General features: G+C 31.6%; 27 protein-coding genes and 2 tRNA genes. 8 read left to right on the top strand and 21 right to left on the bottom strand.

Annotation, left to right across the window (positions count from 1 at the left end):
• Positions 1 to 15 precede the first annotated feature (15 nt).
• Positions 16 to 834 carry a mechanosensitive ion channel family protein gene (locus C8N26_RS00490; RefSeq protein WP_051435839.1) on the top strand — a complete coding sequence of 273 codons (819 nt, stop codon included), beginning with the start codon at positions 16 to 18 and terminating at the stop codon, positions 832 to 834.
• A 283-nt stretch (positions 835 to 1117) separates the two neighbouring features.
• On the opposite strand, the gene porT is transcribed toward C8N26_RS00490, so the two are convergent.
• From porT to C8N26_RS00465, 5 genes are all read right to left on the bottom strand, one after another.
• Positions 1118 to 1813, bottom strand: a complete 696-nt coding sequence (gene porT / locus C8N26_RS00485; protein WP_120185580.1) for a type IX secretion/gliding motility protein PorT/SprT — start codon at positions 1811 to 1813, stop codon at positions 1118 to 1120.
• Between the two features lies 1 nt (position 1814).
• Positions 1815 to 2543 (bottom strand): bifunctional demethylmenaquinone methyltransferase/2-methoxy-6-polyprenyl-1,4-benzoquinol methylase UbiE, encoded by a 729-nt coding sequence (gene ubiE / locus C8N26_RS00480; RefSeq protein WP_120185579.1) that lies wholly within the window; start codon positions 2541 to 2543, stop codon positions 1815 to 1817.
• Positions 2544 to 2568: 25 nt separating this feature from the next.
• Positions 2569 to 3462, bottom strand: coding sequence for a NifU family protein (locus C8N26_RS00475; RefSeq protein WP_120185578.1), 894 nt, complete (start codon positions 3460 to 3462; stop codon positions 2569 to 2571).
• 99 nt (positions 3463 to 3561) lie between these two features.
• On the bottom strand, positions 3562 to 4914 hold the full coding sequence (locus tag C8N26_RS00470; RefSeq protein WP_120185577.1) for an OmpP1/FadL family transporter: 1353 nt from the start codon (positions 4912 to 4914) through the stop codon (positions 3562 to 3564).
• Positions 4915 to 4929: 15 nt separating this feature from the next.
• The gene (locus tag C8N26_RS00465; RefSeq protein WP_120185576.1) at positions 4930 to 6252 is read right to left on the bottom strand and encodes a hypothetical protein; all 1323 of its coding nucleotides are present in this window, start codon (positions 6250 to 6252) and stop codon (positions 4930 to 4932) included.
• Between the two features lie 147 nt (positions 6253 to 6399).
• Between C8N26_RS00465 and proS the strand changes: the two genes are divergently transcribed.
• From proS to rpsT, 4 genes are all read left to right on the top strand, one after another.
• Entirely contained in the window at positions 6400 to 7878 is a 1479-nt protein-coding gene (gene proS / locus C8N26_RS00460) for a proline--tRNA ligase (protein ID WP_028891218.1), read from the top strand.
• Between the two features lie 76 nt (positions 7879 to 7954).
• Positions 7955 to 8026: transfer RNA gene (locus tag C8N26_RS00455), tRNA-Glu, on the top strand.
• A gap of 111 nt (positions 8027 to 8137) precedes the next feature.
• Positions 8138 to 8209: transfer RNA gene (locus C8N26_RS00450), tRNA-Glu, on the top strand.
• Between the two features lie 35 nt (positions 8210 to 8244).
• Positions 8245 to 8496, top strand: a complete 252-nt coding sequence (rpsT, locus tag C8N26_RS00445; RefSeq protein ID WP_028891217.1) for a 30S ribosomal protein S20 — start codon at positions 8245 to 8247, stop codon at positions 8494 to 8496.
• Between the two features lie 11 nt (positions 8497 to 8507).
• Here the strand turns inward: rpsT and C8N26_RS00440 are convergent, their stop codons facing one another.
• The 9 genes from C8N26_RS00440 to C8N26_RS00405 all read right to left on the bottom strand — a co-directional run bounded on the left by C8N26_RS00440 (position 8508) and on the right by C8N26_RS00405 (position 16817).
• Entirely contained in the window at positions 8508 to 8690 is a 183-nt protein-coding gene (locus tag C8N26_RS00440; RefSeq protein ID WP_120185575.1) for a hypothetical protein, read from the bottom strand.
• Between the two features lie 195 nt (positions 8691 to 8885).
• Entirely contained in the window at positions 8886 to 10163 is a 1278-nt protein-coding gene (gene rodA / locus C8N26_RS00435; protein WP_120185574.1) for a rod shape-determining protein RodA, read from the bottom strand.
• Positions 10144 to 12030: a penicillin-binding protein 2 gene (gene mrdA, locus C8N26_RS00430; protein ID WP_120185573.1), complete on the bottom strand. Its 1887-nt coding sequence runs from the start codon at positions 12028 to 12030 to the stop codon at positions 10144 to 10146. Before mrdA ends, rodA begins: the two co-directional genes overlap by 20 nt.
• Entirely contained in the window at positions 12027 to 12533 is a 507-nt protein-coding gene (gene mreD / locus C8N26_RS00425) for a rod shape-determining protein MreD (RefSeq protein ID WP_120185572.1), read from the bottom strand. The genes mrdA and mreD overlap by 4 nt, the downstream gene beginning before the upstream one ends.
• Positions 12526 to 13353 carry a rod shape-determining protein MreC gene (gene mreC, locus C8N26_RS00420; protein WP_120185571.1) on the bottom strand — a complete coding sequence of 276 codons (828 nt, stop codon included), beginning with the start codon at positions 13351 to 13353 and terminating at the stop codon, positions 12526 to 12528. The genes mreD and mreC overlap by 8 nt, the downstream gene beginning before the upstream one ends.
• 16 nt (positions 13354 to 13369) lie before the next feature.
• A complete protein-coding gene (locus tag C8N26_RS00415; RefSeq protein WP_028891211.1) occupies positions 13370 to 14398 on the bottom strand; it encodes a rod shape-determining protein in 1029 nt (342 codons plus the stop codon).
• An 82-nt stretch (positions 14399 to 14480) separates the two neighbouring features.
• On the bottom strand, positions 14481 to 16007 hold the full coding sequence (gene purH / locus C8N26_RS00410; RefSeq protein ID WP_120185570.1) for a bifunctional phosphoribosylaminoimidazolecarboxamide formyltransferase/IMP cyclohydrolase: 1527 nt from the start codon (positions 16005 to 16007) through the stop codon (positions 14481 to 14483).
• A gap of 145 nt (positions 16008 to 16152) precedes the next feature.
• Complete coding sequence (locus C8N26_RS13645) at positions 16153 to 16278, bottom strand: hypothetical protein (protein ID WP_255326689.1); 126 nt, start codon at positions 16276 to 16278, stop codon at positions 16153 to 16155.
• Between the two features lie 86 nt (positions 16279 to 16364).
• Complete coding sequence (locus C8N26_RS00405; RefSeq protein ID WP_120185569.1) at positions 16365 to 16817, bottom strand: GAF domain-containing protein; 453 nt, start codon at positions 16815 to 16817, stop codon at positions 16365 to 16367.
• A 109-nt stretch (positions 16818 to 16926) separates the two neighbouring features.
• On the opposite strand from C8N26_RS00405, the gene C8N26_RS00400 reads away from it, so the two are divergent.
• The 3 genes from C8N26_RS00400 to C8N26_RS00390 are packed head-to-tail and all read left to right on the top strand — an operon-like array spanning position 16927 to position 20020.
• A complete protein-coding gene (locus C8N26_RS00400) occupies positions 16927 to 17337 on the top strand; it encodes an HYC_CC_PP family protein (protein ID WP_120185568.1) in 411 nt (136 codons plus the stop codon).
• A 58-nt stretch (positions 17338 to 17395) separates the two neighbouring features.
• Positions 17396 to 19633, top strand: coding sequence for a TonB-dependent receptor (locus C8N26_RS00395; RefSeq protein WP_120185567.1), 2238 nt, complete (start codon positions 17396 to 17398; stop codon positions 19631 to 19633).
• 21 nt (positions 19634 to 19654) lie between these two features.
• Positions 19655 to 20020, top strand: coding sequence for a heavy-metal-associated domain-containing protein (locus C8N26_RS00390; RefSeq protein ID WP_028891206.1), 366 nt, complete (start codon positions 19655 to 19657; stop codon positions 20018 to 20020).
• Positions 20021 to 20055: 35 nt separating this feature from the next.
• Here C8N26_RS00390 and C8N26_RS00385 read toward each other — a convergent pair whose 3' ends face one another.
• From C8N26_RS00385 to C8N26_RS00355, 7 genes are read right to left on the bottom strand one after another with little or no spacing between them, the layout of a single operon-like run.
• On the bottom strand, positions 20056 to 20892 hold the full coding sequence (locus C8N26_RS00385; protein ID WP_028891205.1) for a pseudouridine synthase: 837 nt from the start codon (positions 20890 to 20892) through the stop codon (positions 20056 to 20058).
• A gap of 49 nt (positions 20893 to 20941) precedes the next feature.
• A complete protein-coding gene (locus tag C8N26_RS00380) occupies positions 20942 to 21859 on the bottom strand; it encodes a geranylgeranylglycerol-phosphate geranylgeranyltransferase (protein WP_120185566.1) in 918 nt (305 codons plus the stop codon).
• Positions 21860 to 21868: 9 nt separating this feature from the next.
• Positions 21869 to 22795 carry a mevalonate kinase family protein gene (locus C8N26_RS00375; protein ID WP_120185565.1) on the bottom strand — a complete coding sequence of 309 codons (927 nt, stop codon included), beginning with the start codon at positions 22793 to 22795 and terminating at the stop codon, positions 21869 to 21871.
• A gap of 51 nt (positions 22796 to 22846) precedes the next feature.
• Positions 22847 to 23341 (bottom strand): toxin-antitoxin system YwqK family antitoxin, encoded by a 495-nt coding sequence (locus C8N26_RS00370; RefSeq protein WP_051435838.1) that lies wholly within the window; start codon positions 23339 to 23341, stop codon positions 22847 to 22849.
• A 17-nt stretch (positions 23342 to 23358) separates the two neighbouring features.
• On the bottom strand, positions 23359 to 24438 hold the full coding sequence (locus C8N26_RS00365; protein ID WP_120185564.1) for a diphosphomevalonate/mevalonate 3,5-bisphosphate decarboxylase family protein: 1080 nt from the start codon (positions 24436 to 24438) through the stop codon (positions 23359 to 23361).
• A 34-nt stretch (positions 24439 to 24472) separates the two neighbouring features.
• Positions 24473 to 25180 carry a LytR/AlgR family response regulator transcription factor gene (locus tag C8N26_RS00360; protein WP_120185563.1) on the bottom strand — a complete coding sequence of 236 codons (708 nt, stop codon included), beginning with the start codon at positions 25178 to 25180 and terminating at the stop codon, positions 24473 to 24475.
• Positions 25173 to 26225, bottom strand: a complete 1053-nt coding sequence (locus C8N26_RS00355; RefSeq protein ID WP_120185562.1) for a sensor histidine kinase — start codon at positions 26223 to 26225, stop codon at positions 25173 to 25175. The genes C8N26_RS00360 and C8N26_RS00355 overlap by 8 nt, the downstream gene beginning before the upstream one ends.
• Positions 26226 to 26323: the final 98 nt, after the last annotated feature.

Here is a 26323-nt window from a genome sequence, read left to right as displayed (position 1 = left end):
TATAGTATAGCAGTTATGAATTTTTTAGAAATAGATGTTTTACAGCCTTTTAAAGATATTTTTCAAGAAATTATAAACACGTTGCCAATGGTAGCAATGTTTATTTTTTTTATAATCCTTTCATGGCTAGTAATAAAGGTATTTTTATATGTAGTTAGAAAAGCATTAGCGAAGACAAAAATAGATGAATGGTCAAAAAAATTACGAAAGACAGAAATTTTTGGTGATAGTACAATAAATATTGTATTAACGAATGTGATTTTGGCTGTATTAAAGTGGTTTTTAATTTTTGTTTTTGTAATGGTAGGAGCAGAAATGTTTGGCTTAGAAGTTGTTTCGGAAGGAATAAAAAGTTTCTTTGCTTACTTACCTAAATTATTAACTGCGTTAGGAATTTTTGTTGCGGGGGCTTATTTAGGAACTATGGTTAAAAAAGCAATCCAATCAATGTTTAAATCTTTTGAGGTTTCAGGAGGAAACTTAGTAGGAAATATTGCTTTTTATTTGATAGTTGTGTTCTTGTCTATCACAGCACTAGACCAAGCAGGAGTTGATACTTCAGTAATAAAAAGTAATGTAACATTATTAATAGGATCAGTACTTTTAGCTTTTACTTTAGCCTTTGGTTTTGGAGCAAGAGAAGCAGTTTCTAGATTACTTTATGGTTATTATTCTAGAAAAAACATAGAGATAGGAGCTAAGGTTATTATTAATGATATAGAAGGGGTTGTTGTTGCTATTGATAATATTTGTGTAACTATTGCTACTGTAGAAGGTAAGGTTATTTTACCAATTAGAGATGTGGTAGATAATAAAATAGTTATAAAAAATTAGCAAAAAATTAACATTTTTTTATATCTTTGAAGTTGTATAAAAACAATGTTTTTACAGTACGATAGATTTCGGGGGACTTCTATCTAATAATAAAGAGAAATCTTTATGAAAAGAGGTCACGAAAGTGACCTTTTTTTATTTTAAAAATGTGACTTATAGATATAAAATGTGTCTAAACTAATAGAGTAAATAGATTTCGGGGGATTTCTATATCTAATGTAAAGAAAAAGGCTATCAGAATTCTGATAGCCTTTTCTATATATATATAGAATAAAATATAATCTTACTCAAAAGCTAGATGTAAAAATACCCCTCTTGTTCCTAAGTAGTTAATAGGATCTGTCCATTGAGAAGCTTTGTTGTCATATTTAACTTCGTTATTTATGGCAAAAACCCCTCTAATAGAAGGAGAGAATTTAAAGTAACTTAGGTAAAAATCTACACCTATACCAACTTCATACATAAAATTATTAGTTGTTGTTCTAAATTCGCCAGCATAATTATCATCATTGTTACGTTCGTTACTCGAAAAATTATGATCGTACGAAACTCCACCTATCACATAAGGCCTCATGTTGTTAAGTCTGTTTGTGCTAAACTTTAATAATAAAGGTAAATGTAAGTATGTAGCACCAACTTCACGTGTGTTTATGTTTTCTGGACCTGGTATATGATTAAAACGTAATGTTTTGGTGTTAGACATTAAACCAGGTTCAAAACGTAGATTTATGTTATTGTGAAGTCTTAAATCAGCAATTAAACCAACATTAAAACCTATAGACGATTCTACTTCAATTTCGGGATCGCTAATACTACTTGGTTTGTAACCTATTTTGTAACTATTATTATTAGCTCCTAAATAAAAACCATAATGAAAAAGAGGTTTGTCAAAACTAGGTAGTTTTAATATTTTTTCTCTTTGAGCTTGAGCAGAGATTGAAGCTGCGAAAATTCCGAAAAGTAAAAGCCTTTTTAACATACTATTTTAAAGCGGTATAAATTGATGCTACACCAAATGTAACAGGTGTATTCCTTGCATTCTTAAACCCATTTTTTTGCAAAATATTGTTGAAAGCCTCTCCAAAAGGAAAAGAATTTGCTGTTTCAGATAAATATGAGTAAGCAACTTTGTCTTTTGAAAAGAGTTTGCCAATGATAGGTAAAATAAAATTTGTGTACAATTTATACCCTTGTTTAAAAGGAAATTTAGTTGGATTTGAAGTTTCTAATACAACAAATTTACCTCCAGGTTTTAATACACGAAATATTTCAGTTAAACCTTTATCTAAATTTTCAAAATTTCTAACTCCAAAAGAAACTGTAATAGCATCAAAAGTGTTGTCAGGAAAAGGAATGTTTTCACTATCGCCAACAACCATTTCTATTTTGTTAGATAAGTTGGCTTTGGCAACTTTTTGTCTTCCTACTTGTAGCATACCTTCAGAAATGTCTAAACCAACAATTCTTTCAGGGTTTAATTGCGACATCATCAAGGCCAAATCACCAGTACCAGTTGCAATATCTAAAATTTGCTTCGGATTATTTTCTCCTACTAGTTTTACTACTTTCTTACGCCAACTAACATCTATTCCAAAAGAAATAACACGGTTTAACCCGTCATAATCTTCAGAAATATTGTCAAACATTTTAGCAACTTGTTCTTTTTTTCCTAATTCAGAATCTTTATATGGTTTGATGTTTTCAGACATGTGTTTTGTATAGTTTACGGTGAAATTATCCGTTAATAGCGACTACTTCGTTGATTTGGTTTGGTAACATTTCTTTTAGCATGGTTTCAATACCATTTTTCAGTGTAACTGTTGAAGACGGGCATCCGCTACATGCTCCTTGTAAAATTACGCTTACTCGTTTGCTTTCTGAATCGTATGATTGAAAAGCAATATTTCCTCCATCAGAAGCAACTGCAGGTTTGATATATTCATCAAGAATATCAACAATTTTAGCTTCAACATCAGTTAAACTTTCTTTAGGAATTTCAACGTTTTGTTTTGTTTGTTGTTTTGGTAATTCAGTAATGATTGCTTTACCTTCTTGAAGAAAATTGCGGATAAATGTACGAACCTCTTGGTATACTTCATTCCATTCAATCATATCGTATTTTGTAATAGAAATATAGTTTTCAGAAATGAAAATTTCTTTTACAAAAGGAAAATTGAATAAGGATTGAGCTAGAGGAGAAGATTTACTGGCTTCTTCAATATTTGTAAACTCAACATCGGTTTGTGTTAAAGCTTTGTTGGTGCCAAATTTCATAACAGCTGGGTTCGGAGTAACTTCAGCATATACTTCAATAGCATCTTTTTTGGTAGTTTCTTCTTTTACTACCGAATTTCCGCTTTGAATATAAGCTTCAATTTGTTCTCTAACTTCCTCTTCAACATCACTCCATTGTACAATATCGTATCGTTGAATTGCTATAAAATTAGCAGTAACTAATACTTTTTTTACAAACGGAAGATAAAAAAGTTGTTGAGCTAAAGGTGAGTTTTTAGCTTCGTCAATATTATTGTATTCATAACTACCACCGTTGACTAAAATTTTATTGCTAACAAATTTTAAGATGGTTTCGTTATTGGTTTCTTGTATGTTTATTTTGATAGAACTCATAAGTTGTAAATAAGGAGCAAAATTAAGGTAAAAAACTGAGATATGGATATATAAAAAATCCTGCATGGAAGCAGGATTTTTATATAGTATTGTTAAGAATTATAAACTGAATGTTACAGTTCCTGAAATTCGAGAAGTATTGTTTTCTATGTTTAAATCACTATTTTGATAAATTGTATAATATTCATTGTTGTTTGATTTGCTATAACTTAAATCAATTTTCATGTTACCAAAATTATATCCTAATCCAGCAGAAAATCCTTGTATATTATCATTGTTAGTGTTGCTGCCTAAAAGTAAATTAGGGTCTTTTTCATAATGATATCCGCCACGAACACTTAAATTATCAAAGCGCCACTCTGTACCAATATTTAGTGCATGTGTGTTTCTATAATCGTTAGAAAAATTAGTGTTTGTATTAGTGAAGTTTCCTCCACTATATTTTATGTTTTTAAAATCTTTATAGGTGTAGTCTACACTTATCAACCCTTGTTTCCCTATTACATAAGCTCCACTGGCAGTAAATCTACTAGGGGATTTAAATTTGTATAAATATGATTCAGGACCAATAACATCAAAATCTTCAGGGATGCCTAAATTTTCAACTCTTTTCATTAAAAGCTCATCATAATAGTCTTCTAAAACCTCCTGATACCAAGTAGGTGTTTCATAGGCTAAACCAAATCTAATATTTTGGTTAAGTTTATATATAAATCCTAGTCCTATAGAAAAACCAGTTCCTTGTATGTAGCTCTCAGTATAATTTTCTACATCTAATATGTTGCCATCTATGTCGTCATTTACTTCATTAAAAAGGTGTTCTCTGTAAAATTCTAAATCATGAAAGTTTAAAGAAGCACCAACATATAATTTGTTTTGGTGTACAGAAGAGAAACCTAAACTAAATACACTCGATTTACCATCAATATAACTAGAGTTATATTGATCGAGACTTCTGTCGAATTGAGTTTTTATAGTTTTTGGATCAGCAACGTGTTCATTATAAATTAAATATTGACTATTACCTTCTGCAGCATGGAATCCGCTAAAATCTTTTTTGATTCGGTAATTAAAAGTCAATGCAAAACGATTCCAATCAGAGCTAAAGGCAGAATCAAAAGATAAAATACCACCTGCTTGAGTTATGTTGAAAAAATCATCTGCTGTACTAGTAGAATTTCCATAGTAATTAGAGGTGTACTCTGTGTTTCTATTACTTAAAGTAACACCAAAGGTGCTTTTAATAGCAACGGCACTACCTGCTGGGTTAATTCCAAAGGAAGAAATATCTCCTCCCAATGCTCCGAACGCACCACTCATGGCTTCAAAACGAGCGGTTCCATAATTATCGTCTTTAGAAAATAAAACTCCTAAATCATTATAGTTTAAAGATTGTGAATAGGCGGTATATGTACTGGCAATACCAATTGCAAGAGCTAAAATTCTTTTCATGTGTTCTTTTTTAAATTATCTCCTTAGACTTCTTGAATTACTACTTCTTGAGCTTGAATTATTTCCTGAAGAGTTGCTTCGTGAGTTTCTTGAAGGAGCAGAATGACTTCGAGAAGATGAAGATCTGTTAGAAGATCTTGAATAGCTTCTGTTATTTCTAGCATTGCTGCTTCGAGAAGCATATTCTTTTTTACTTCGGTTATTAGATCTAGTGTAGCTACGAGAACTTCTTGTTTGTGTAGATTTTTTTACAGATCTAGTATTGTTGGTGTTATAACTTCTAGAGTTTCTGGTAGATCTTGTTGTACTTCTGTTGTTGTATGAGTTGTCGTTATGACTTCTTACAGCATGTCCTCTAGAGCTTCTACTTCTAGTAGTACGTGGTACACTTCTGTAGCTTCCGTTAGAACGACTTCCACTAGAATTGTAACTTCTTGTTCTAGTAGAACGGTTTATATTTCTGTCGTTAGATCTATTGGTTCTTGTATTGTATCCTCTTGTGTTTCTTGTAGAGCGTGTGTTTCTAGAACTTCGATAGGTTCTGTCACTGCTTTTTCTATAAACATCAGATGAGCGTCTTGAGGTTGTAGTTCCTCTGCGTCCAGTTGTATAGCCTCTTCTAGAAGTTGTTGCTGTTCTGTTGCTTCTATAGTAGTTAGCGCCTCTATAAGGTCTGTAATAGTTATTGTTATAATATCTGTTGTAATAGTATGGTCTATAATAATTATAACCATAATAAGGAGAGTTCCAGTAAGAACCATAATAACCTCCTCCTAAACCAACATAGAATCCAGAGTTCCAGTGATAAGGATGCCAGTGATGGTTGTATCCCCAATAGTTATAATAACGAGGTCTCCACCAAGGTCTGTAATAATTGTATCCATAGCCATAATAAGAATCCCAATACCAGTCGTTATGATAGCCCCATCTAGGATATGTATTAATGTTTATAACTACGTCACTACTGTTACTATAACCCCAAGGCTCATTGTCATTATAAGTAATTCTTGTTTCAGGTTCATCTTCATAAATAATATCTTCGTCATCATAATAATCAGCATTTTCAGATTTGTAGTTTTCTATATCTGTAAAAATATCTGTTCCGTTTAAAGTACCTAAGCGTTCTACTTCTTTGGTAAAGTAATTTTCTTCATATTCATCATATTGCCTATCATCAGCAATAATTACTCTACGTTGTGGTTGTTCAATGTCGTCCGCATAAATTCCGTCGTCGTTACTAGTAACCGTTTGTGCAGACCCACAAGAAACGAATGTAGCTACCGTAATAATAGATAGAATATAAAGAGGAAGTTTGGTATTGGCGTATTGGAACTTCATGACCTTATGTTTTTAGTTAATGCAAATTATTTTTTTATTGAGCAGCAAAAATTAATTTCTTTGTTGGGCTTGTTACCTTATTTAATGTAGTTTTGCAGACACAATTTACGCATAAAAAATAACAATATTTATGCCAAACTTTTGATTATGAGCAAACATTTAACAAAAAGAGCCGAAGATTACTCGAAATGGTATAACGAATTGATTGTCAAAGCTGATTTAGCTGAAAACTCAGCGGTTAGAGGTTGTATGGTTATTAAACCCTACGGATTTGCAATTTGGGAGAACATGCAAAAAGAGTTAGATAGAATGTTTAAAGAAACAGGACATCAAAATGCATATTTTCCTCTTTTTGTTCCTAAAAGTTTGTTTGAAGCTGAAGAGAAAAACGCTGAAGGTTTTGCGAAAGAGTGTGCGGTAGTTACACATTATCGTTTGCAAAATGATCCTGAAAATGAGGGGAAACTTCGTGTAGATCCAGAGGCAAAATTAGAAGAAGAGTTAGTTGTTCGTCCAACTTCCGAAGCAATTATTTGGAATACATATAAAGGATGGATTCAATCACACAGAGATTTACCATTGTTAATTAACCAATGGGCAAATGTAGTACGTTGGGAAATGCGTACACGTTTATTTTTACGTACTGCAGAATTTTTATGGCAAGAAGGTCATACTGCACATGCTACAAAAGCTGAAGCAATAGCAGAAGCAAAACAAATGCAAGAAGTGTATGCAACTTTTGCAGAAGATTTTATGGCTATGCCAGTAGTAAAAGGAGCAAAAAGTGAAAGTGAGCGTTTCGCTGGAGCAGATGACACTTTAACTATTGAAGCATTGATGCAAGATGGAAAAGCATTACAAGCAGGAACTTCTCATTTCTTAGGTCAGAATTTTGCTAAGGCATTTGATGTAAAATATACTTCTAAAGAAGGAAAGCAAGAATATGTATGGGCAACATCATGGGGGGTGTCAACTCGTTTAATCGGAGGGTTAATCATGACACATTCTGATGATGCTGGTTTGGTATTACCTCCAAGGTTAGCGCCAATTCAAGTAGTAATTGTACCTATATATAAAGGAGAGGAGCAGTTAAATGCAATCTCAGAAAAAGTTGATGTAATTGTAAAAGAATTACGAGCTAAAGGAATTTCAGTAAAGTTTGATGATAGAGATACTTTTAGACCAGGAGCTAAGTTTGCAGAATACGAATTAAAAGGTGTGCCTGTGCGAATTGCTATGGGAGCACGTGATTTGGAAAACGGAACTGTTGAGGTTGCTCGTCGTGATACTTTTGAAAAACAAACTGTTTCTAGAGAAGAGGTAGTTGACGTTGTAGCTAATTTATTAGAAGAGATTCAAGAGAATTTATATACAAGAGCATTAAACTACAGAAACGACCATATTACGGAAGTAAATACGTTTGATGAGTTTAAAGATGTAATAGAGAATAAAGGAGGATTTGTTTCTGCACACTGGGATGGTACTATTGAAACAGAAGATAAGATTAAAGAATTAACAAAAGCAACCATAAGATGTATTCCTAACGACGCAAAAGAAGAGGAGGGAATATGTGTGTTTACAGGTAAACCATCTGGTAAAAGAGTGCTTTTTGCCAAAGCCTATTAAAAAAAATAAAAAAAAACTTTGTGCAATAAAAAACAGTTTCTATATTTGCACCCGCAATCGCAAAATAGATTGTTTTGGTCCGTTCGTCTAGGGGTTAGGACGCCAGGTTTTCATCCTGGTAACACGGGTTCGATTCCCGTACGGACTACAAGTTCTAAGTTAGTTTTAGAAGAAAAAATAAAACTAATAAAAAGATAAAAATTATTGCAAATAACAAAAAGAGTTGTATATTTGCACCCGCAATCAGAACGATTGTTTTGGTCCGTTCGTCTAGGGGTTAGGACGCCAGGTTTTCATCCTGGTAACACGGGTTCGATTCCCGTACGGACTACAAGTTTTTTATAAACAATTAACGAATTTAGTACAATGGCAAATCATAAGTCAGCATTAAAGAGAATCAGAAGTAACGAAGCAAAGCGCTTGAGAAATAAATATCAGCATAAAACTACACGTAATGCTGTTAGAAAATTAAGAGCTACAGAAGATAAGAAGGAAGCAGAAGGAATGTTTTCGACTGTTGTATCTATGTTAGATAAGTTAGCAAAGAACAACATTATTCATAAGAATAAAGCAGCAAACTTAAAGTCAAAGTTGGCTAAGCACGTTGCAGCTTTATAAGAGTTTTAAGGTTAGTTAATAGTTAAAACGCCTCGATTTAATCGGGGCGTTTTTTGTTGTTTTATTAAATTGAAGTTTATTTTCTTTTTTGCTGCGTAAGCATCTATATGTTTAATTTGATTAAGGTAACCGTCGGCTACAGCTACTAAATCAACAGCTTCAGCTTCTTTTATGTAAACTGTATAGTGCCCCATTATTTGTCACTTTGATAGAATCTATTAATGGGTAAGATTCGTCTAGTTTAATGTTATAAACCCAGGTTCTACTGTGTATAGTTGCATTATTAATGATTTTCTTGGAGTTAATATCAACTACTTTTCCATAAATTTTCATCCCTTTTTTTGTTACATGAGATAAAGAGAAAAACAAAAGCAAATATTTTTAAGGTGTTACCAATCATACTTCTTATGAGCATCTAAACGAATAAAGATAAATAAGAGTAGCGTGAATCCCCATAAGGATGAACCACCATAACTAAAAAAGGGTAGAGGGATTCCTACAGTAGGAAATAAACCTATTACCATGCCTATATTTACAGCAACATGAAAAAAGAAGATAGAGGCTACACTGTAGCCATATATCCTTGCAAATTTGTTAGTTTGAATTTCAGAAAGGTATATAATCCTATATAGAAGTATCATAAATAAAATAATAACTAAAGTACTTCCAATGAAGCCCCATTCTTCACCTACGGTACTATATATATAATCCGTATGTTGTTCTGGAACAAAGTTTCCTTGTGTTCTATCTCCTTGTAAAAATCCTTTTCCAGAGAGGCCACCAGAACTAATAGTTTTTTCTGATTGAAATGAGTTGTATCCGATTCCTTTATTGTCTTCAACTTTTCCTAACAAAATGTCAAATCTATCTTTTTGATGTTGCTCAAGAACATTGTTATAAGTGTAGCTTATACCTAAAATAAACAAAGTAGTAAAAACATATGAGCTAAGTATTTTTAATGCATTAAAGCGGAAAAAACGTTTGTCTTTATAAATACCATATAGTGTGGCAAGTGTTATAATAAATAAACAAGAGCTAAGAACCCATTTAGAACCAAAAGAAATGGTTAATATGAATAGAATAATAGTTGTTGCTCCAAATAAGATATAACTTAATGTAAGCCCCTCTCTGTTTAATACAAAAAAGAAAGCAAAGTAAATTAATACAGAACCCATGTCAGGTTGAAGAGCAATAAAAAAAGCGGGTAAAAAGATGACAATAAAAGTTTTTGCTTGGTTTTTTAATAGTTTAAGGTTGTATTGCCGATCACTCATCAATTTAGCTAAGGCCAATGCAGTGAAAGCTTTTGCAAATTCAGAGGGTTGTAATCCAATTCCTCCAAAGTTATACCAAGAAGTTGCGCCATTAATTTTTTTTCCAAAAACTAAAACGCCAGCCAGTAGCACTAGCGAAATTATATATAAAACACTTGCAAATTGTTCGTAAAACTTTGAATTAAAGAATAGGATAAAAATAATTACAGGTATACTTAATCCTATAAAAATAAGTTGCTTTCCATATTTTGTTGAGAAGTCAAATATTTCTCTAGATTCTTCTGTTGAAGAGGAAGCATAAATGTTCATCCATCCAAAACCAACTAAGATGATATATAATAAAACAAGTAGCCAGTCAATTCCTGCAAAAATATTATTTCGTTCTTGTCGCAATTGTATCTGTGTTTTGAATTAGTAATTGGTTGTCGTATCGTTCCTGAAGACTTAAATTAATCATCCTATCTTCTACATGTTTTCTTGTAACTTCACCGTTTAAATATTTTTCAATTAAAAGGCTTGTGATAGGTGCTGCGATTGTAGATCCGTAGCCTCCGTTTTCAACAAAAATGGCAATGGCTATTTTTGGGTTATCTTTAGGGGCAAAAGCAACGAAGATTGAATGATCTACTAACTGAACTTTTTTTCGGTTAACTCTAATAAAGTTTTCAACTGTTCCTGTTTTACCACACATTTCAATTCCTTCAACTCTACTTCTTCTGGCTGTTCCTTTAGTAAAAGATTCATGCATTGCCTCTATGGCAATAGGAAAATGCTGAGGTGCCACAGTTGTTTTTCTACGAGTAGTGTAAGCGGAGTCTAAACTAGTGTTTCCTGCAATTTTTTTAACAATATGAGGAGTATAGTAATAGCCTTTGTTAGCAATTGCAGCAGTCATGTTTGCTAATTGAATAGGAGTAGTTTCTACTTCACCCTGACCAATAGAGTTAGAAATAGTAGTCGTGGCTCCCCACCTAAAATTATAACCTCTATCGTAGAATTTTCCATCAGGAATTCTTCCTTTTTGACCAGAAGGCAAGTCGTATCCTAAATAATTTCCTAAACCAAAACTTTTAGCATGTTCACTCCAAGCGTCTGTGCCAATGGTTGCATTTTCGTATTTGTCGACAATTTTTCTGTAAGTATTAGCAAAATATGTGTTACATGATTTAGCAATAGCTGTTTTTAAACGAACAGGACGACCAACAATTCTACAATGACACCCCATAAATTCATTAGGTCTTCTACCATAACGATAACCATGGTTACAGAAGAAACCTGAGTTTTCATCAATAACTCCTTCTTGTAAACCTATTAGTCCTGTAAGTATTTTAAAAGGAGAGCCTGGTGCGTATGAAGCTTGTAAACCTCTGTCGAAAGTAGGCATGCCAATTGTGTCATTAAATAGTTTTACTGAGTTTGGAGAGCGATTTCTTCCGACTAATAAATTAGGATCATAAGAAGGGGCAGTTACCAGTGCTAAAATTTCACCTGTTTGAGGCTCAAGAGCTACAATTCCTCCTCTTTTACCAGACATTAATAGTTCTCCGTATTGTTGTAATTCGCTATCAATGGTTAATATTAAATCTTTTCCAGGAACTGCTAAAGTGTCATAGATTCCATCTTTAAAAGAACCAGTAATTTCATTTAAGTTATTTCTCTTATAGTATCTTTTTCCTTTTACTCCTCTTAATTCTTTTTCGTATTGTTTTTCTACACCCCAGGCACCAATTAATTCTCCTTGTTCGTAATAGTCGCTTTGTTTAGCTTTGTATTCACTTACCTCACTAATATATCCTAATACATTTGCAGCGGATTTAACGGGGTAGTTTCTAATAATACGTTTTTGAATATAAAAACCTTTGTATTTAGGTAGTTTTTCTTGAAGGTAGGCGTAATCCTCTTTGGCTAATTGTTTTAAAAATACAGATGGTAACCAACGAGCATAATTTTCAGCTTTAGTAAATCGTTTTTTAAAATCTTCTTTGTCTATTTTTAGAAGACTACAAAACTCTAACGTGTCAAGAGGTTCTACTTCTTTCGGAACAATCATTACATCATAAGATAATTGATTTGCTACGAGTAACTTTCCGTTTCTGTCGTATATATAACCTCGTTCAGGGTAATCATACTCAACTTTAATTGTAGCGCTATGAGTAAGACTATTTTCACTTCCTTTCATTATTTGTAAGTGAAACAATCTTGAGATATAAATAACTCCGATAAGGGTAATTAAAAATATGAGTAAAAAACTTCGTTTCATGTTAGCTTTTTCCTAAATATAAAACTTCCTAAAAAATACAAGAGTAACGTAAAAACACTAGAAAATAGTGTGTTTATAAGTACGTTAGTAAAATTGTAAAAGCTAAAGTTAGTTAAACTAAACAAGATAAAATGATGAATAAGTGTTAAAATAGCAGTATAGTTAAATACCTTATCAAAAGATTCGTGTCTTAAGTTAAAAAGTTGATAGTCTGTAGTAGTTTTTTTAAAGATAACCTTGAAAAAAAATAGTCTAATGTAAGCTATAAACAAGGTAGCAAAAGTGTGTATACCTCCGGAGTTAGAAAATGCATCTATCGAAAGTCCTAATAAAAATGCAGTAATTAGAATAGGAAAACGATTCTCTTTAATAGGGTATAAAAAGATAAATACAATGTATATATAAGGATTTACATATCCTAAAAATAAAATATTATTAAGAACAAGTACTTGTAGTAACAAGAGAAAAACAAATAAAAGTATTAAGTAAATAGTTCTATTCATTATTATTGTCTAAATTTTTAATTTCTTCTTTGTGAAGATTTGTTACGACATAAATATACCCTAAGTTAGACATGTCATTAAAAAGTTTAATATCAATACTGTTAACAGCAGATAATTCTTCAGGAACTTTTATGATAGTACCAATAGGAATTCCTTCGGGAAAAATAGTAGATCTACCTCCTGTAATAATTGTGTCACCTACTTTGAATACTGCTTGACGAGGAATGTCTGTTAATTGAACAATATTATAATTTTCACCATTCCAAATTAATGTTCCGTAGTGATGGTTGTTTTTAAACTTAGCGTTAATGTTACTTTTAGAGTTTAAAATAGACTGTACTCTAGCAAAATTATTAGATACATTATCAGTGATTCCAATGATACCCTTACTGTTTATTACAGCCATTTCTTTTGAAATATCATCGTTTTTCCCTCTATTGATTGTTATAAAATTATCAGTTTTGCTATAGGAGTTTTTGATTATTTTCCCTGAGGTATAAGTGTAATCAGGGTTCAGTTTAATTGTATCTATAACCTGATGGCTTGAAATACTGTCAAAGTAGCTGTTCAGTCTTTCTAATTTATTTTTTAAGGATAAATTTTCTTCAACTAAAACTAAATTTTTTTCTTTTAAACTGAAATATTCGGATAAGTTAGAAGATTTTTGATATAAACCACCAGTAATAAAATTAGTAGAACTGATAAATTTACTTTTATGAAAAGAATGGTTGTTAATGATTAATGCAACAGCTATAATTTCTAGAAATAGAAAAAATAAGAAGAACTTATACTTCTGAAAGAAATAAATAAGCTGTTGCATAAATAATCATTCAATTTTATTTGATTAATACTGTTTTGTATTTCTCTATGTTTTTTAACGCAATACCAGTACCACGAACAACCGCACGTAACGGATCTTCAGCAACGTATACAGGTAAATCTGTTTTTCTAGACAAACGTTTATCTAAACCTCTAAGCATAGACCCTCCACCAGCAAGATAAATACCAGTATTATAAATATCGGCAGCTAATTCAGGAGGAGTTTTAGATAATGTTTCCATCACAGCATCCTCAATACGTAGAATAGACTTGTCTAAAGCTTTAGCAATTTCACGATACGAAACTTGTACTTGCTTAGGTTTTCCACTTAATAAATCACGACCTTGTACCATCATGTCTTCAGGTGGATTATCTAAATCTTCAGTAGCAGAACCTATTTGTAGTTTTATTTTTTCAGCGGTAGTTTCTCCAACATATAAGTTGTGTTGGGTACGCATGTAATACATAATATCGCTTGTAAATAAATCACCAGCTACTTTTACTGATTGATCACATACAATGCCAGCAAGTGCTATAACAGCAATTTCAGTGGTACCCCCACCTATGTCAATAATCATATTTCCCTTAGGTTCCATTATGTCAACACCAACACCAATAGCAGCAGCCATAGGTTCAAAGATTAAATAGATTTCTTTAGCGTTCATGTGACGACCAGAATCAATTACCGCTCGTTTTTCTACTTCGGTAATTCCTGAAGGAATACAAATTACCATACGTAATGATGGTGGAAAAAGCCTCTTTTTAATTGCAGGAATTTGTTTTACAAATTCCTTAATCATTTCTTCAGAAGCTTGGAAATCTGCTATGACGCCGTCTTTTAAAGGACGTATAGTTTTGATATTTTCATGGGTTTTTCCTTGCATTCTATTTGCCTCATGACCTGTAGCAATAATTTTACCTGTTATTCTGTTACGAGCAACAATAGATGGGTTGTCGATAACAACTTTACCATTGTGAATTATAAGTGTATTGGCAGTACCTAAATCTACTGCAATATCTTCTGTCATGAAATCGAAAAAACCCATAAAGATTTCGTTATTTTATATTTATTTTAATGTATTTTCACAAATCTAATAAAAATCTGTGGGTAATTTACATTGAATATAATTAATGTTTAAAATGTCTTGTTCCAGTAAAAACCATTGCTACATTGTTATCATTACAATAGTCAATACTTAATTGATCTTTAATAGAACCACCTGGTTGAATAACACTTTTAATTCCTGCTTTATCTGCAATTTCTACACAGTCAGGAAAAGGGAAAAAAGCATCACTAGCCATAACCGCTCCGTTTAAATCGAAGTTAAAGCTTGTTGCTTTTTCAATCGCTTGTCTTAAAGCATCAACTCTACTTGTTTGACCAGTACCACCAGCTAATAATTGCTTATCTTTTACTAAGATAATTGTATTAGATTTTGTGTTTTTACATAGCTTAGATGCAAATAACAAATCCTCTAACTCACTTTCTGATGGTTTATTGTTGGTAGGGTATGATAAATCTTCTAATTTATCAGTAATATAGTCTTTATCTTGAACTAAAACCCCGTTTAAAGCAGTTCTAACTGTTTGTTTTGGTAATTCAACTTCTTTTTGAACTAGGATAACTCTGTTCTTTTTACCTTTTAAAATTTCTAAAGCATCAGCATCGTATGCAGGAGCTATAACAACTTCACAGAATAAATTGTGAATCTCCTCAGCAGTAGCTTTGTCAATTTTTGTATTTGCAATTAAAATACCTCCAAAAGCAGAAACAGGATCACCAGCTAAAGCATCAACATAAGCTTGATGAATTGTTTTACGTTGTGCAAAACCACAAGCATTATTGTGTTTTAAAATGGCAAATGTAGGATCTTCACCTTTAAACTCTTCAATTAAGTTTACAGCAGCATCAACATCTAATAAGTTATTGTAGCTTAACTCTTTTCCATGTAGCTTGTCAAACATTGCATCTAAATCGCCAAAGAAAAATCCTTTTTGGTGTGGGTTTTCTCCATAGCGTAACACCTTAGAAGTAGTTTCACTTGCTTTGTAAACAACTTCATCTTCATTAAAATAATTAAAGATGGCTGTATCGTAGTGAGAAGAAATATTAAATGCTTTTGCAGCAAACTTTTTTCTATCAGTTAAAGAAGTGTTTCCGTTGTTTTCAGAAATAATATTTAGGAACTCTTCGTATTGTTCCATTGAAGAAACAATAACAGTATCTTTAAAGTTCTTAGCAGCTGCACGGATTAGTGAAATTCCTCCAATATCAATTTTTTCAATAATATCTTGTTCAGAAGCACCAGAAGCTACTGTTTTTTCAAAAGGATATAAATCTACAATCACTAAATCTAATTGTGGAATATTATACTCTTCCATTTCAGCAACATCACCATCGTGGTCTTGTCTGTTTAAAATTCCGCCAAAAACTTTTGGATGTAATGTTTTAACACGTCCTCCTAAAATTGAAGGGTATGAAGTAACGTCTTCTACAGGTACAACTTCAATACCTAAGTCGTTGATAAATTTTTCTGTACCACCAGTAGAATAGATAGTAACCCCTAATTCGTTAAGCTTTTTTACGATAGGCTCTAATCCGTCTTTATGAAAAACGGAAATTAATGCTGATTTAATAGTTTTTGTATTGTTCATTATTGTTGTGTTGTTAAGCTTGCAAAGCTAGTAAAACCCTAGGGCTTACACAATAAAATTTTAAGTTTTGAAAAGTAAAAAACGCCGCCAAAATTAATTCAATTCTGGTGGCGCTTTCATACAACAAATATGAAAAAAGAAAACATTACTCTGCAGTTTCTAAAAAGTTACGAAACCAAGTAGTAAATTTTTCTAATAAAGATTGTTGTGATGCTGAACGAGCATTAGCATTACCTAATGCTGCATAAGAAGGATATTCTCTATTGCTCATAATTAAGGGGATTAAATGGGGTTTATTATAAAACTTACCAAATAAAATAAAAAAAATCCTAATAATCAAATGATTATATAAAAAAATTAGATAAAACTTGCTACTCTTTCACATACATACTCTAGTAAAGCCTCGTCATTTGAGGTGAAAGGGTTAACGGTGTGAGAATCAATGTCTATTTGACCAATATTTTCTCCGTTCACAAAAATTGGAATTACAATTTCTGATTTTACTTTCCATCCACAAGAAATATAATTGTCTTGTTGATTTACATCTTGTACAACAAAATTTTCATTACTTACAGCAACTTGACCACAAATACCTTTTCCGAAAGGTATGATAGTGTGTTCGGTTGGCTCTCCGTTAAATTGTGCTAGCTTAAGCTCTTCTTTATTGCCGTTTCTAAAATAAAAACCTACCCAATCATAGTAAGCAATTTCTGAAGCTAAATAATCACAAATTTGTTGTAATTTTTCTTCTTTAGAAGAGGTGTTGTTAGCTATAGTGTCAATATTATTTTTTAGTTCTTGTATGTTCATTTTTTTATGTTTCTTATCTTGTTCGTAAACAGTATTTAAAGCTTACAAAAATAATTGGATGTATTGTGATAAAAAACGGAATTTTTAATTTTTTGTATGTTTGTAATGTATGAAGAAATTTTTTTCTAAAATAATAGCTACACTCTTAGCACTAGTTGTTTTACTATCTACGTTTTCTTTTAATGTAGAAAAACACTTTTGTGGAGATTCTTTAGTGGCAATTTCTTATGTAGGTAATGTAGATAGCTGTAATGATGTAGAGAAAGACAGTTGTGAGAGTAAAACAATAGAGCCTTCATGCTGTAAAGACGATACAGAGTTTTTAAAAGGACAAACTCAAATTCAAAAATCACCTGTTGAAAAAGTAATCTTTGCAAAGATTACCACAGCAGTTACTTCATATATTTATAACAAACAATTATTTCTAAATTTAGAAAAACAGTTTGTTCCACACAGGTTGTATATACCACCCAAACTGTTTTCCGACATACAGGTGCTTCACGAAGTTTTTATCATATGATTTTAAAATTCTATTACAAGTAAATAAGAATTTTAAAATAGAGTATGATAGATAAAAAATGAAAAATAAATTTTTAATCAGTATATGTTTACTGATACCATCCATGTTTTTTGCTCAACAGGCATTAATAGGAACTATTAAAGATAAAAATAATCCAAAAAAGAATTCAGGAATTTTTGGAGCCAATGTATATTGGTTACATACAAGTGTTGGAGTTACAACAGACCAAAAAGGAGAGTTTAAAATTCCGTATAAAAAAGAATATCAAAAGTTGGTAATAAGCTTTGTTGGTTATAAATCAGATACTATAACAGTTAATAGCTTGACTCCTGTTCGTCATTATTTAACGGAAAGTAATACCTTAGAGGAGGTGGCTGTTTCAGCTAAAAAAAGCTCAACACAACGATCGTACTTGCAAACACAAAACTTGGTAACTATCAATAGTGATGAATTGTTAAAAGCAGCTTGCTGTAATCTGTCCGAAAGTTTTGAAACCAACCCATCTATTGATGTTAATTTTTCTGATGCATTAACGGGTACAAAACAAATTCAAATGTTAGGCTTAACAAGTCCGTATTTGTTGATTACTCAAGAAAATATCCCGTCAATTAGAGGTGCAGCACAAGTATTCGGGTTGACCTTTACACCTGGAACTTGGGTAGAGAGTATTCAAATTACCAAGGGAGCAGGTAGTGTTGTTAATGGTTTTGAAAGTATTTCAGGTCAAATAAATACCGAGTTAGTAAAACCATCAACCAATCATAAGTTTTACCTTAATGTTTATGGAGCAGTAGGAGGTAGGTTAGAGCTAAATACACATTTTAACCAAAAAGTGAGTGAAAAATGGCAAACAGGTTTGTATGTTCATGGAAATTATAGAGGAGAAAAGTTTGATAAAAACAATGACAACTTTTTAGATAATCCGTTAGCAGAACAAATTAACGTGATGAATCGTTGGCAGTATACAAATGCTGAAAAAGGCTGGGTAAGTTTTATCAACTTTAGGTATTTAGATGATTCAAAACAAGTAGGAGAGATTAACTTCAACCCAGAAGTGGATAAAGGGTCTAGTACTGTTTGGGGAAGTGAAATTAAAACCAAGCGTTTTGATACATCATTAAAAATAGGATATGTTTTTCCAGAAATGCCTTTTCAAAATATGGGCTTTCAAGCAGATTACAGCAACCATAAACAAGATTCGTATTTTGGATTGAGAGACTATAATATTCAGCATCAAAGCTTTTATAGCAACTTCATATTTAGTTCTATTATTGGAGATACTCGTAATAAATTTAAAACAGGGGTTAGCTTTACCTATGATAAATACGAAGAGTTTGTTAGTACAGTAATGAATCCGAATTTTGATAGAAAAGAAAACTCTATAGGTACATTTTTTGAATACGCTTATGATAATGCCGATAATTTAAGTGTTACTGCAGGACTTCGATTAGATCATCATAATTTATTAGGAACTTTTGTAACACCTAGGTTACACATGCGTTATGTTCCTTGGGGAAGAGGTGTGTTAAGAGCTTCTGTTGGGAGAGGAAAACGAAGCGCTAATATTTTTGCAGAGAATCAACAGCTTTTTGCTTCATCAAGAGCAATAATTATAGAAAACGCAGGCGGAAATATTTATGGTTTAGATCCAGAAGTTGCTTGGAATTACGGAGTGTCTTTTTTACAGGGATATAAATTCTTTGGAAGAAAAGGAGATGTAACATTTGATTTTTATCAAACAAACTTCTCAAATCAGGTGGTAGTCGATTGGGAAAACCCACAAGAAATTTCTTTCTATAACTTAGAAGGGAAAAGTATAGCGAATAGCTTTCAGGTAGAGATGAATCAAAACATTATTCCATACTTTAATACTCGATTTTCGTATAAGTTTTATGATGTTTCTGCAGATTATAAATCAGGAAACTTAGCAAAGGCTTTACAAGCAAAACACCGCTTTTTTGCTAATGTATCTTACGAAACAAAAAAGGAAGAAAGTGATGCTAGCTGGAAGTTTGATGTAACTTATAATTGGATTGGAGAACAACGTTTACCCAATACAAATAACCAGTTGCCAAAGTATTCGGATAGCTATAACTTGTTAAATACTCAAATAACAAAAGTGTTTTCAAAAAAGTTTGAAGTGTATGCAGGGGCTGAAAACATCACAAATTATAAACAAAAAAATCCTATATTGGGAAGTGACAATCCATTTGGAGCAAATTTTGATACTACAATTATATACGCACCAGTTTTTGGGAGTAACTTCTATGCAGGATTACGATTTAAAATAGATTGATAAATAAAAAATAAAGAATAGATGAAAAATATATTTTTATTAGCAGTAGTTTTACTAGTAAGTACATCAGCATTTGCTCAGAAAAAAAATGCTAAAGTTTCTTTTGAAGTAGATGGCGTTTGCATGATGTGTAAACAACGTATTGAAAAAGCAGCACTAAAAACTAAAGGTGTAAAGTATGCAAAATGGGATGTTAATACACATGAATTAAGTTTAATTATTGATGAACGTAAGACGAATACAGAAGTAGTTAAAAAAACTATTGCGGGTGTAGGTCACGATACGAAAGATTTTAAAGCACCTAAAGAAGCGTATGATAATTTACATGAATGTTGTAAATATCGTGATGAACAAGTGAAGGAAGACCACAAAAAGCCTAAGAAATAATAAAAAACCCCGAGTCTTAACTCGGGATTTTTTTATTACATCATTTGTAAATTGTTAATTTCTTGTTGTGTTAACTCACGCCATCTTCCACGAGGTAAATTCTTTTTAGTTAAACCAGCAAAAACCACTCTGTCAAGCTTAATAACTGTGTATCCGAAATGTTCAAAAATCTTACGAACAATACGGTTTCTTCCTGAGTGAATTTCAATACCAACTTCTGTTTTCTTTTCTCCATCTACATATGAAACAGCGTCAATAAATACTTTTCGTCCTTCAATAACTACATCGCCACGTAATTTTTCTAAATCAGCTAAAGTTAATTTTTTGTCTAACGAAGCGTGGTATAATTTACGCACATTGTGTTTTGGGTGTGTTAATTTTTTGGCCATTTCACCGTCATTAGTGAATAGTAATAAACCAGTGGTGTTTCTATCTAACCTTCCTACAGGATAGATACGTTCTTTGGTAGCATTAGCAATAATTTCCATCACTGTTTTACGACCGCGATCGTCTTCCATAGTAGTGATGTAATTTTTAGGTTTGTTAAGTAGCACGTAACGCTTTCTTTCCATAGAAATTAACGTTCCGTCAAAACGAACTTCATCAGTAGGTTGTACTTTGTACCCCATTTCAGTAACCAATTTTCCGTTTACTGAAACGCTTCCATGCTCAATATAGGTGTCAGCTTCTCTACGAGAACATATTCCAGAATTTGAGATAAACTTGTTTAAACGAATACCAGTGTCTTCTGCTTTTTTCTGAACAGGTTTGTTGGTTTTAGGTTTTCTGAAATCTTTTTTGAATTGATTTTTTCCTTGAGGATTGCTGTTGCGTCCAGCTTGTCGTCCTCTCGACGAGTTTTTTGAATTCATTCTTAAGTTTTTTTAAAAAGTGCGCAAATTTACGCTAATTATTTGGTTTTTAATCTAAAACTTCAATTACTTTATCTAAAATTAAAGACCTATCAATAAATAATAAACTGAATACTCCAATTAATAATAATACTTTTAAAATGTTGTGTGCCAATCGATATTGATTTTTTTGAACAGAATTCCATGTGTAGAACCCTACAAAGATTAAGGTAATTGCAGCTAAATAAAAGTAATATTTCATGTACTCAATAGCAGGGTAGGTATTTATAATTCCGATAGGTATTAATGTGAGAAACATTAATAAAATAATAGTTTTTTTGGTGTTGCGTTCACCATAAATTACAGGGAAAGTGTTGTAACTGTTAGCAATTGCTCCTTTTATGTTTTCTAAATCTTTAATTAACTCTCTTGTCATAATAACCAAAAAGAGAAAAATGGCATGTACAAAAATTACTTTAGAAAAATTTTTATAGTAAACAAAGACGACAAAAAAAGGAAGTATAGTTAAAATGGTTGCAGTGATGAGTCCAATTAGAGAATATTTCTTTAATTTATGTGAGTAGAACCAGATGCCAAAAATATACACAGCAAAAAAGAAGGCAGCTCTCCAAGATACTAGCCAGCCAAAACCAAAACCTATAAAATTCAGTAAAAAATAAAGTCTGAGTTTTGTTTCTTGTTTTACGTAAGAGTCAATTCCTGTTTTTATAGGGCGATTAATTTTATCAGCATTTTTATCATAAAAATTATTAATGATATATCCTGCTGCAACCACGCAAACAGTAGCGATAACCAGGTAAAGTAGGTGCCAGTCGAAAACAACGGGTTTTACTGATTTTGTATCAGAAAAAATAAAAATAGCAGCTAAATATTGAGCTGCTATTAATACTAAAATGTTGTAACCTCTTATGACAGATAAAAGGCTAAATATTTTTAAAAGTAAGGTGTTGTTTTTAAATGTACTCATAGTAGCATTTTAAAAGCGATACACCAACTCTAATTTATAATCTTTTAAACTATTTTTTGCTTTTTCGTAATCTTCAGTAAACCCTAAGATGTAACCTCCACCACCAGAACCACAAAGCTTTAAGTAGTAATCGTTAGTTTGAATTCCTTTTTCCCAAACTTTATGAAAAGCGGTAGGAATCATAGGTTTAAAGTTAGCTAATACTACTTTTGATAACTTTTTTACATTGCCAAATAACGATTTTACGTTTCCTTGTAAAAAATCTTCAATACAAGCATCAGTATGAGTAGCAAACTCTTCGCTAATCATTTTACGAAAACCTTCATTTTTCATCTTGTTCATAAAGATGTTAACCATAGGTTCTGTTTCGCCTACTTGTTCTGAATCTAATAAGAAAACGGCTCCTTTTCCTTCTTTTTGAGAAGGAATACCTGCTGGTTCAATATGTTCTTTTGAATTGATTAGGATTGGTAAACTTAAATATGAGTTTAACGGATCTAATCCAGAGCTTTTTCCATGGAAAAAAGATTCCATTAAAGAAAAGATTTGTTTTAACGTAAGTAACTTATCGCGTGTAAGGTTTTCTAAAACAGTAATTTTATTATTAGCATACTGGTCGTAGATAGATGCTACTAAAGCACCAGAACTTCCTACTCCATATCCTTGTGGGATAGAAGAATCGAAGTACATACCATTATCGATATCATTTTTTAATGATCCTAAATCAAAAGAAACTAAATCAGAATTCAAGTTTGCCAAATAGGTGTAAAATTTAGCTAGACTTTGATTTGATTTTTCAGCTTCTCCCGTTAGGTTTTTAGCAGACTTTAATGCGCCTTTATAAGAGCTAAAAGGAATAGCTAATCCTTTAGAATCTTTGATGATTCCATATTCTCCGAAGAGTAATATTTTAGCGTAAAATAAGGGTCCTTTCATAGATAGTTTAATTACAGTGCAAACATACAAGTAAAAGTGCTAGTTTACAAACTAGTATACATTTTTGTAAAAAGTTTTCCAAATACCAACTTTCTCATTTTCGCGGTACTTTCCTTTGGATTCTATTTTACCATTTTTGTAAAAAGTTTTCCAAATACCTTCTCTTTTACCGTCTTCATATTTACCTTCTTCCTTAAGTTCTCCCGATTCGTAATAAACTTTTCGTATACCATGTAATTTTCCATTCTTGTAATTGGCTTTGTGAAAAGGTTTGCCATTTGGGTGATAATACAAAACTAAACCGTCAAATTCCTCTTCATTAGGAATGTTAACAGTGCTAAATCCTTCCATTTGAATTTGGCCATTTTTGTAGTAATCTACAATCCAATAGCCATTATTCATTCTTTTAGGAGTGGGTCTGTAAAACTCGTGATTTTCTTTTGTCGTTTCTTGCCAGTTTTTATCAAACCATACTGTGTCTTGTGCTAAGATAGACGTAGTAATAAAAAGAGCAAAAAAGGATAGTAGTATAGTTGAATTTCTCATAATAATGGAGATTTAGGTTACATAGGTTTTGCGCCAAAACCCACACTATCACAAATATACTGATTTTTTTGGCAGTATGTAGCTAAAACATTCTTAATAAACGCTTCTATTTCAGACTTTTCTGAATTAGGGTATAATACGTGTACATTTGCACCTGCATCTAAAGTAAAGCAGATATTACTGTTGTTTTCCTCTCTGTATTCCCAGATTTTATTGATAATTTCTAGCGTATTAGGCTTCATCAAAATAAAATAAGGATTACTAGTTAACATCATTGCATGTAGCGTTAACGCTTCGCTTTCTACTAAATTAATGAAAGCTTTGATGTCTCCGTTTTGAAGGATTTTAGATAGTTTATCAAGGTTTTGATTTGCTTGAATAAAACGATTTTCAGCATATGGGTGGTCGTGCATTAAGTTATGACCAACTGTACTTGAAACTTGTTTCTCTCCTTTATCAACCAACAAAATTGTGTCTTGATAGTTTTCGAAAATAGGATGTACTTCGTGTGGAAATTTTACTCCAAATAAATTTGAACTCCCTTCGATTTCTGGATGTTCACCCCAAACAACTAATGGACCCTCGATACTTCTGCTGGCGCTTCCTGAGCCTAAGCGAGCTAAAAAAGAAGCTTTTTTATTAATGTATTCTTTAGTTAAAGTGGGATTTAATTCTTTTTCTAAATTCATTAAACACATTGCGATAGCACTCATTCCACTTGCTGAAGAAGCAATACCGCTACTATGAGGAAATGAATTTTCCGAAGAAATAACCATAGAATATTCTAAGATATACGGACAATAGTCTTGAATTCGCTCAAAGAATTTAGCGATTTTAGGCTTAAAATCATCTTTCTTTTTTCCTTCAAAAAACAACTCAAACTCTGCTTGATTTTTAGAGTCAGTTTTTGTAAACTCAATTTTTGTAATAGTATGGCAGTTATTTAGCGTGAAGCTTATTGAAGCATTTTTAGGTATTTGCGGTTCGCTTTTTCCCCAATATTTTACCAAAGCAATATTGCTAGGTGTTTGCCAAGTAACTGTTAAGTTTTCTACTTTTTTGTCTTGAGATTGAAATATAAAATCAGATGTATTCAAGGTGTAAAATTTTGCGGTAAAGATAAAGTTTCACTTACACTTGTGCTAATTTTTGTAAAACAGTGTCTTTGTAACTTCTACTTATTGAAATAGCTTTTTTTTGAATTTCGATATACTCGTTGGTGTATGAGTCAATTTTATTAAGTGCTATAATAAAAGAACGATGTACACGTAAAAATTGCTCTTTAGGTAATTTATCATCAAAACTACTAATTGTTTCTCTAGTTATTATTGTGCTATCGTTGGTAAATACTTTTACATAATCACCTAAACTTTCAATGTATAAGATGTCACAGAAGTTAATTTTTACCATTTTTCTATCAGCTCTTACAAACATAAAATCTTTAGAAGTTTCATTTTCTTTAGAAGTATTTATAAAGGAGTTTGGTGTTGAAATTTTTTGAACAGCTTGTAAGAATCGATCAAAGGCAATAGGTTTTAGTAAGTAATCTGTAACTTGTAAATCAAAACCATCAACAGCATAGTCTCGATAAGCTGTGGTAAAAATTATGTTAGATTTTTTATTAATGATTTTAGCTAAGCTTAATCCGTTAATTTCTGGCATATTAATGTCTAAGAAGAATAAATCGATTGCATCAGTTTGTGTAACCTGTAATGCTTCTACTGCATTTTTACAGCTTGCAATTAACTCTAAGTTAGGTGTTTTTTTTATAAACGATTCGAGAATTTCTCTAGCTATTGGTTCATCGTCAACAATTACACAAGTTATTTTCTTAGCCATTTTTTAACGGGATTTTTAAATCAACAATAAAGAGATCGTTTTCAGATGAAATAGAAAGTTTAGACTGTTGGTTGTACAACATTTCTAATCTTTTTTGAATATTTTCTAGTCCAATTCCTTTCTTGTTGTTTGTGTTTTCTTTGAATGTGTTTTTGATATGGAAACTCAAAAAATCTTCAGTAGTTTTTAAATTAATATTAATATGTAAAACATCGTTAATTTGTGTACCGTGCTTAAAAGCATTTTCAACAAAGGGTAACAACAACATTGGTGGAATTTGAATAGTGTCATCATGTAAGTTTTTGATAAAATTAACTTCTAAACTTTCTTGAAAACGCCTTTTTTCTAAAGAGATATAATCTTCAATATGTTGAATTTCATTTTTTAATAGTACTGAAGGTTTATCAACTTGATAGAGGATATAATCTAATAAGTTGGAAAGCTTTAAAATCATATCTGGTGCAGTATCCGATTTTTTAAGGGCAAATCCGTATAGGGTGTTTAAAGTGTTGAACAAAAAATGTGGATGGATCTGCATTTTTAAGAATTTTAGTTCTTGTTCTTTTAGCTGTAATTGAGTCTGTAAGAATTTATTTTCTAAGGTTTTTTTCTCTTCAATCGATTTATAATTATGGCTTAGTATTTTATATCCACTGGCTAAAACAATGATTAAAAATACACATACCAAAATAACAGAGGAACTTTTGGTTAAGGCAGGCATGTTTTGAAATTCTAAATTAAAAAAGAAAACAAACCCAAAAACAACAGTAGCCAATACACCAAAAAGTGTAAAAATGATAGCATAACTAGTGTATAGTAAAAACGACCAATATTTTTTAGTAAGTAAATAATTAGGAATTAAGTTGTACGCAAAAACATAGGATGTTATAATAGAAATAGCGGATAAAATACTAGTGAACCAAAAAAGGAATTGAGGGTTGTTACTCCCTGTACTAAAGAATAAGTAAAAAAATAACCATACAAGCCCCCAAAATAAAATATGAAGAGGAATTTTGTATAAAAAAGGAGTAAATATTTTTAACATCTTGTAAAAAAGCACAATTTTAAGCTCAAATAAAAGTAAAAATAGACGAAATAAGGATTAAGTAGGCTTTTTAACCAGTTTTCTATTTTGGAAGTTAA

Origin of the sequence: Tenacibaculum lutimaris (assembly GCF_003610735.1) — a bacterium.
In the GTDB taxonomy this organism is placed as follows: Bacteria; Bacteroidota; Bacteroidia; order Flavobacteriales; family Flavobacteriaceae; genus Polaribacter; species Polaribacter lutimaris.
The sequence above is the reverse complement of the archived record's forward strand: the minus strand, read 5'-3'. Positions and strand labels throughout refer to the sequence as shown.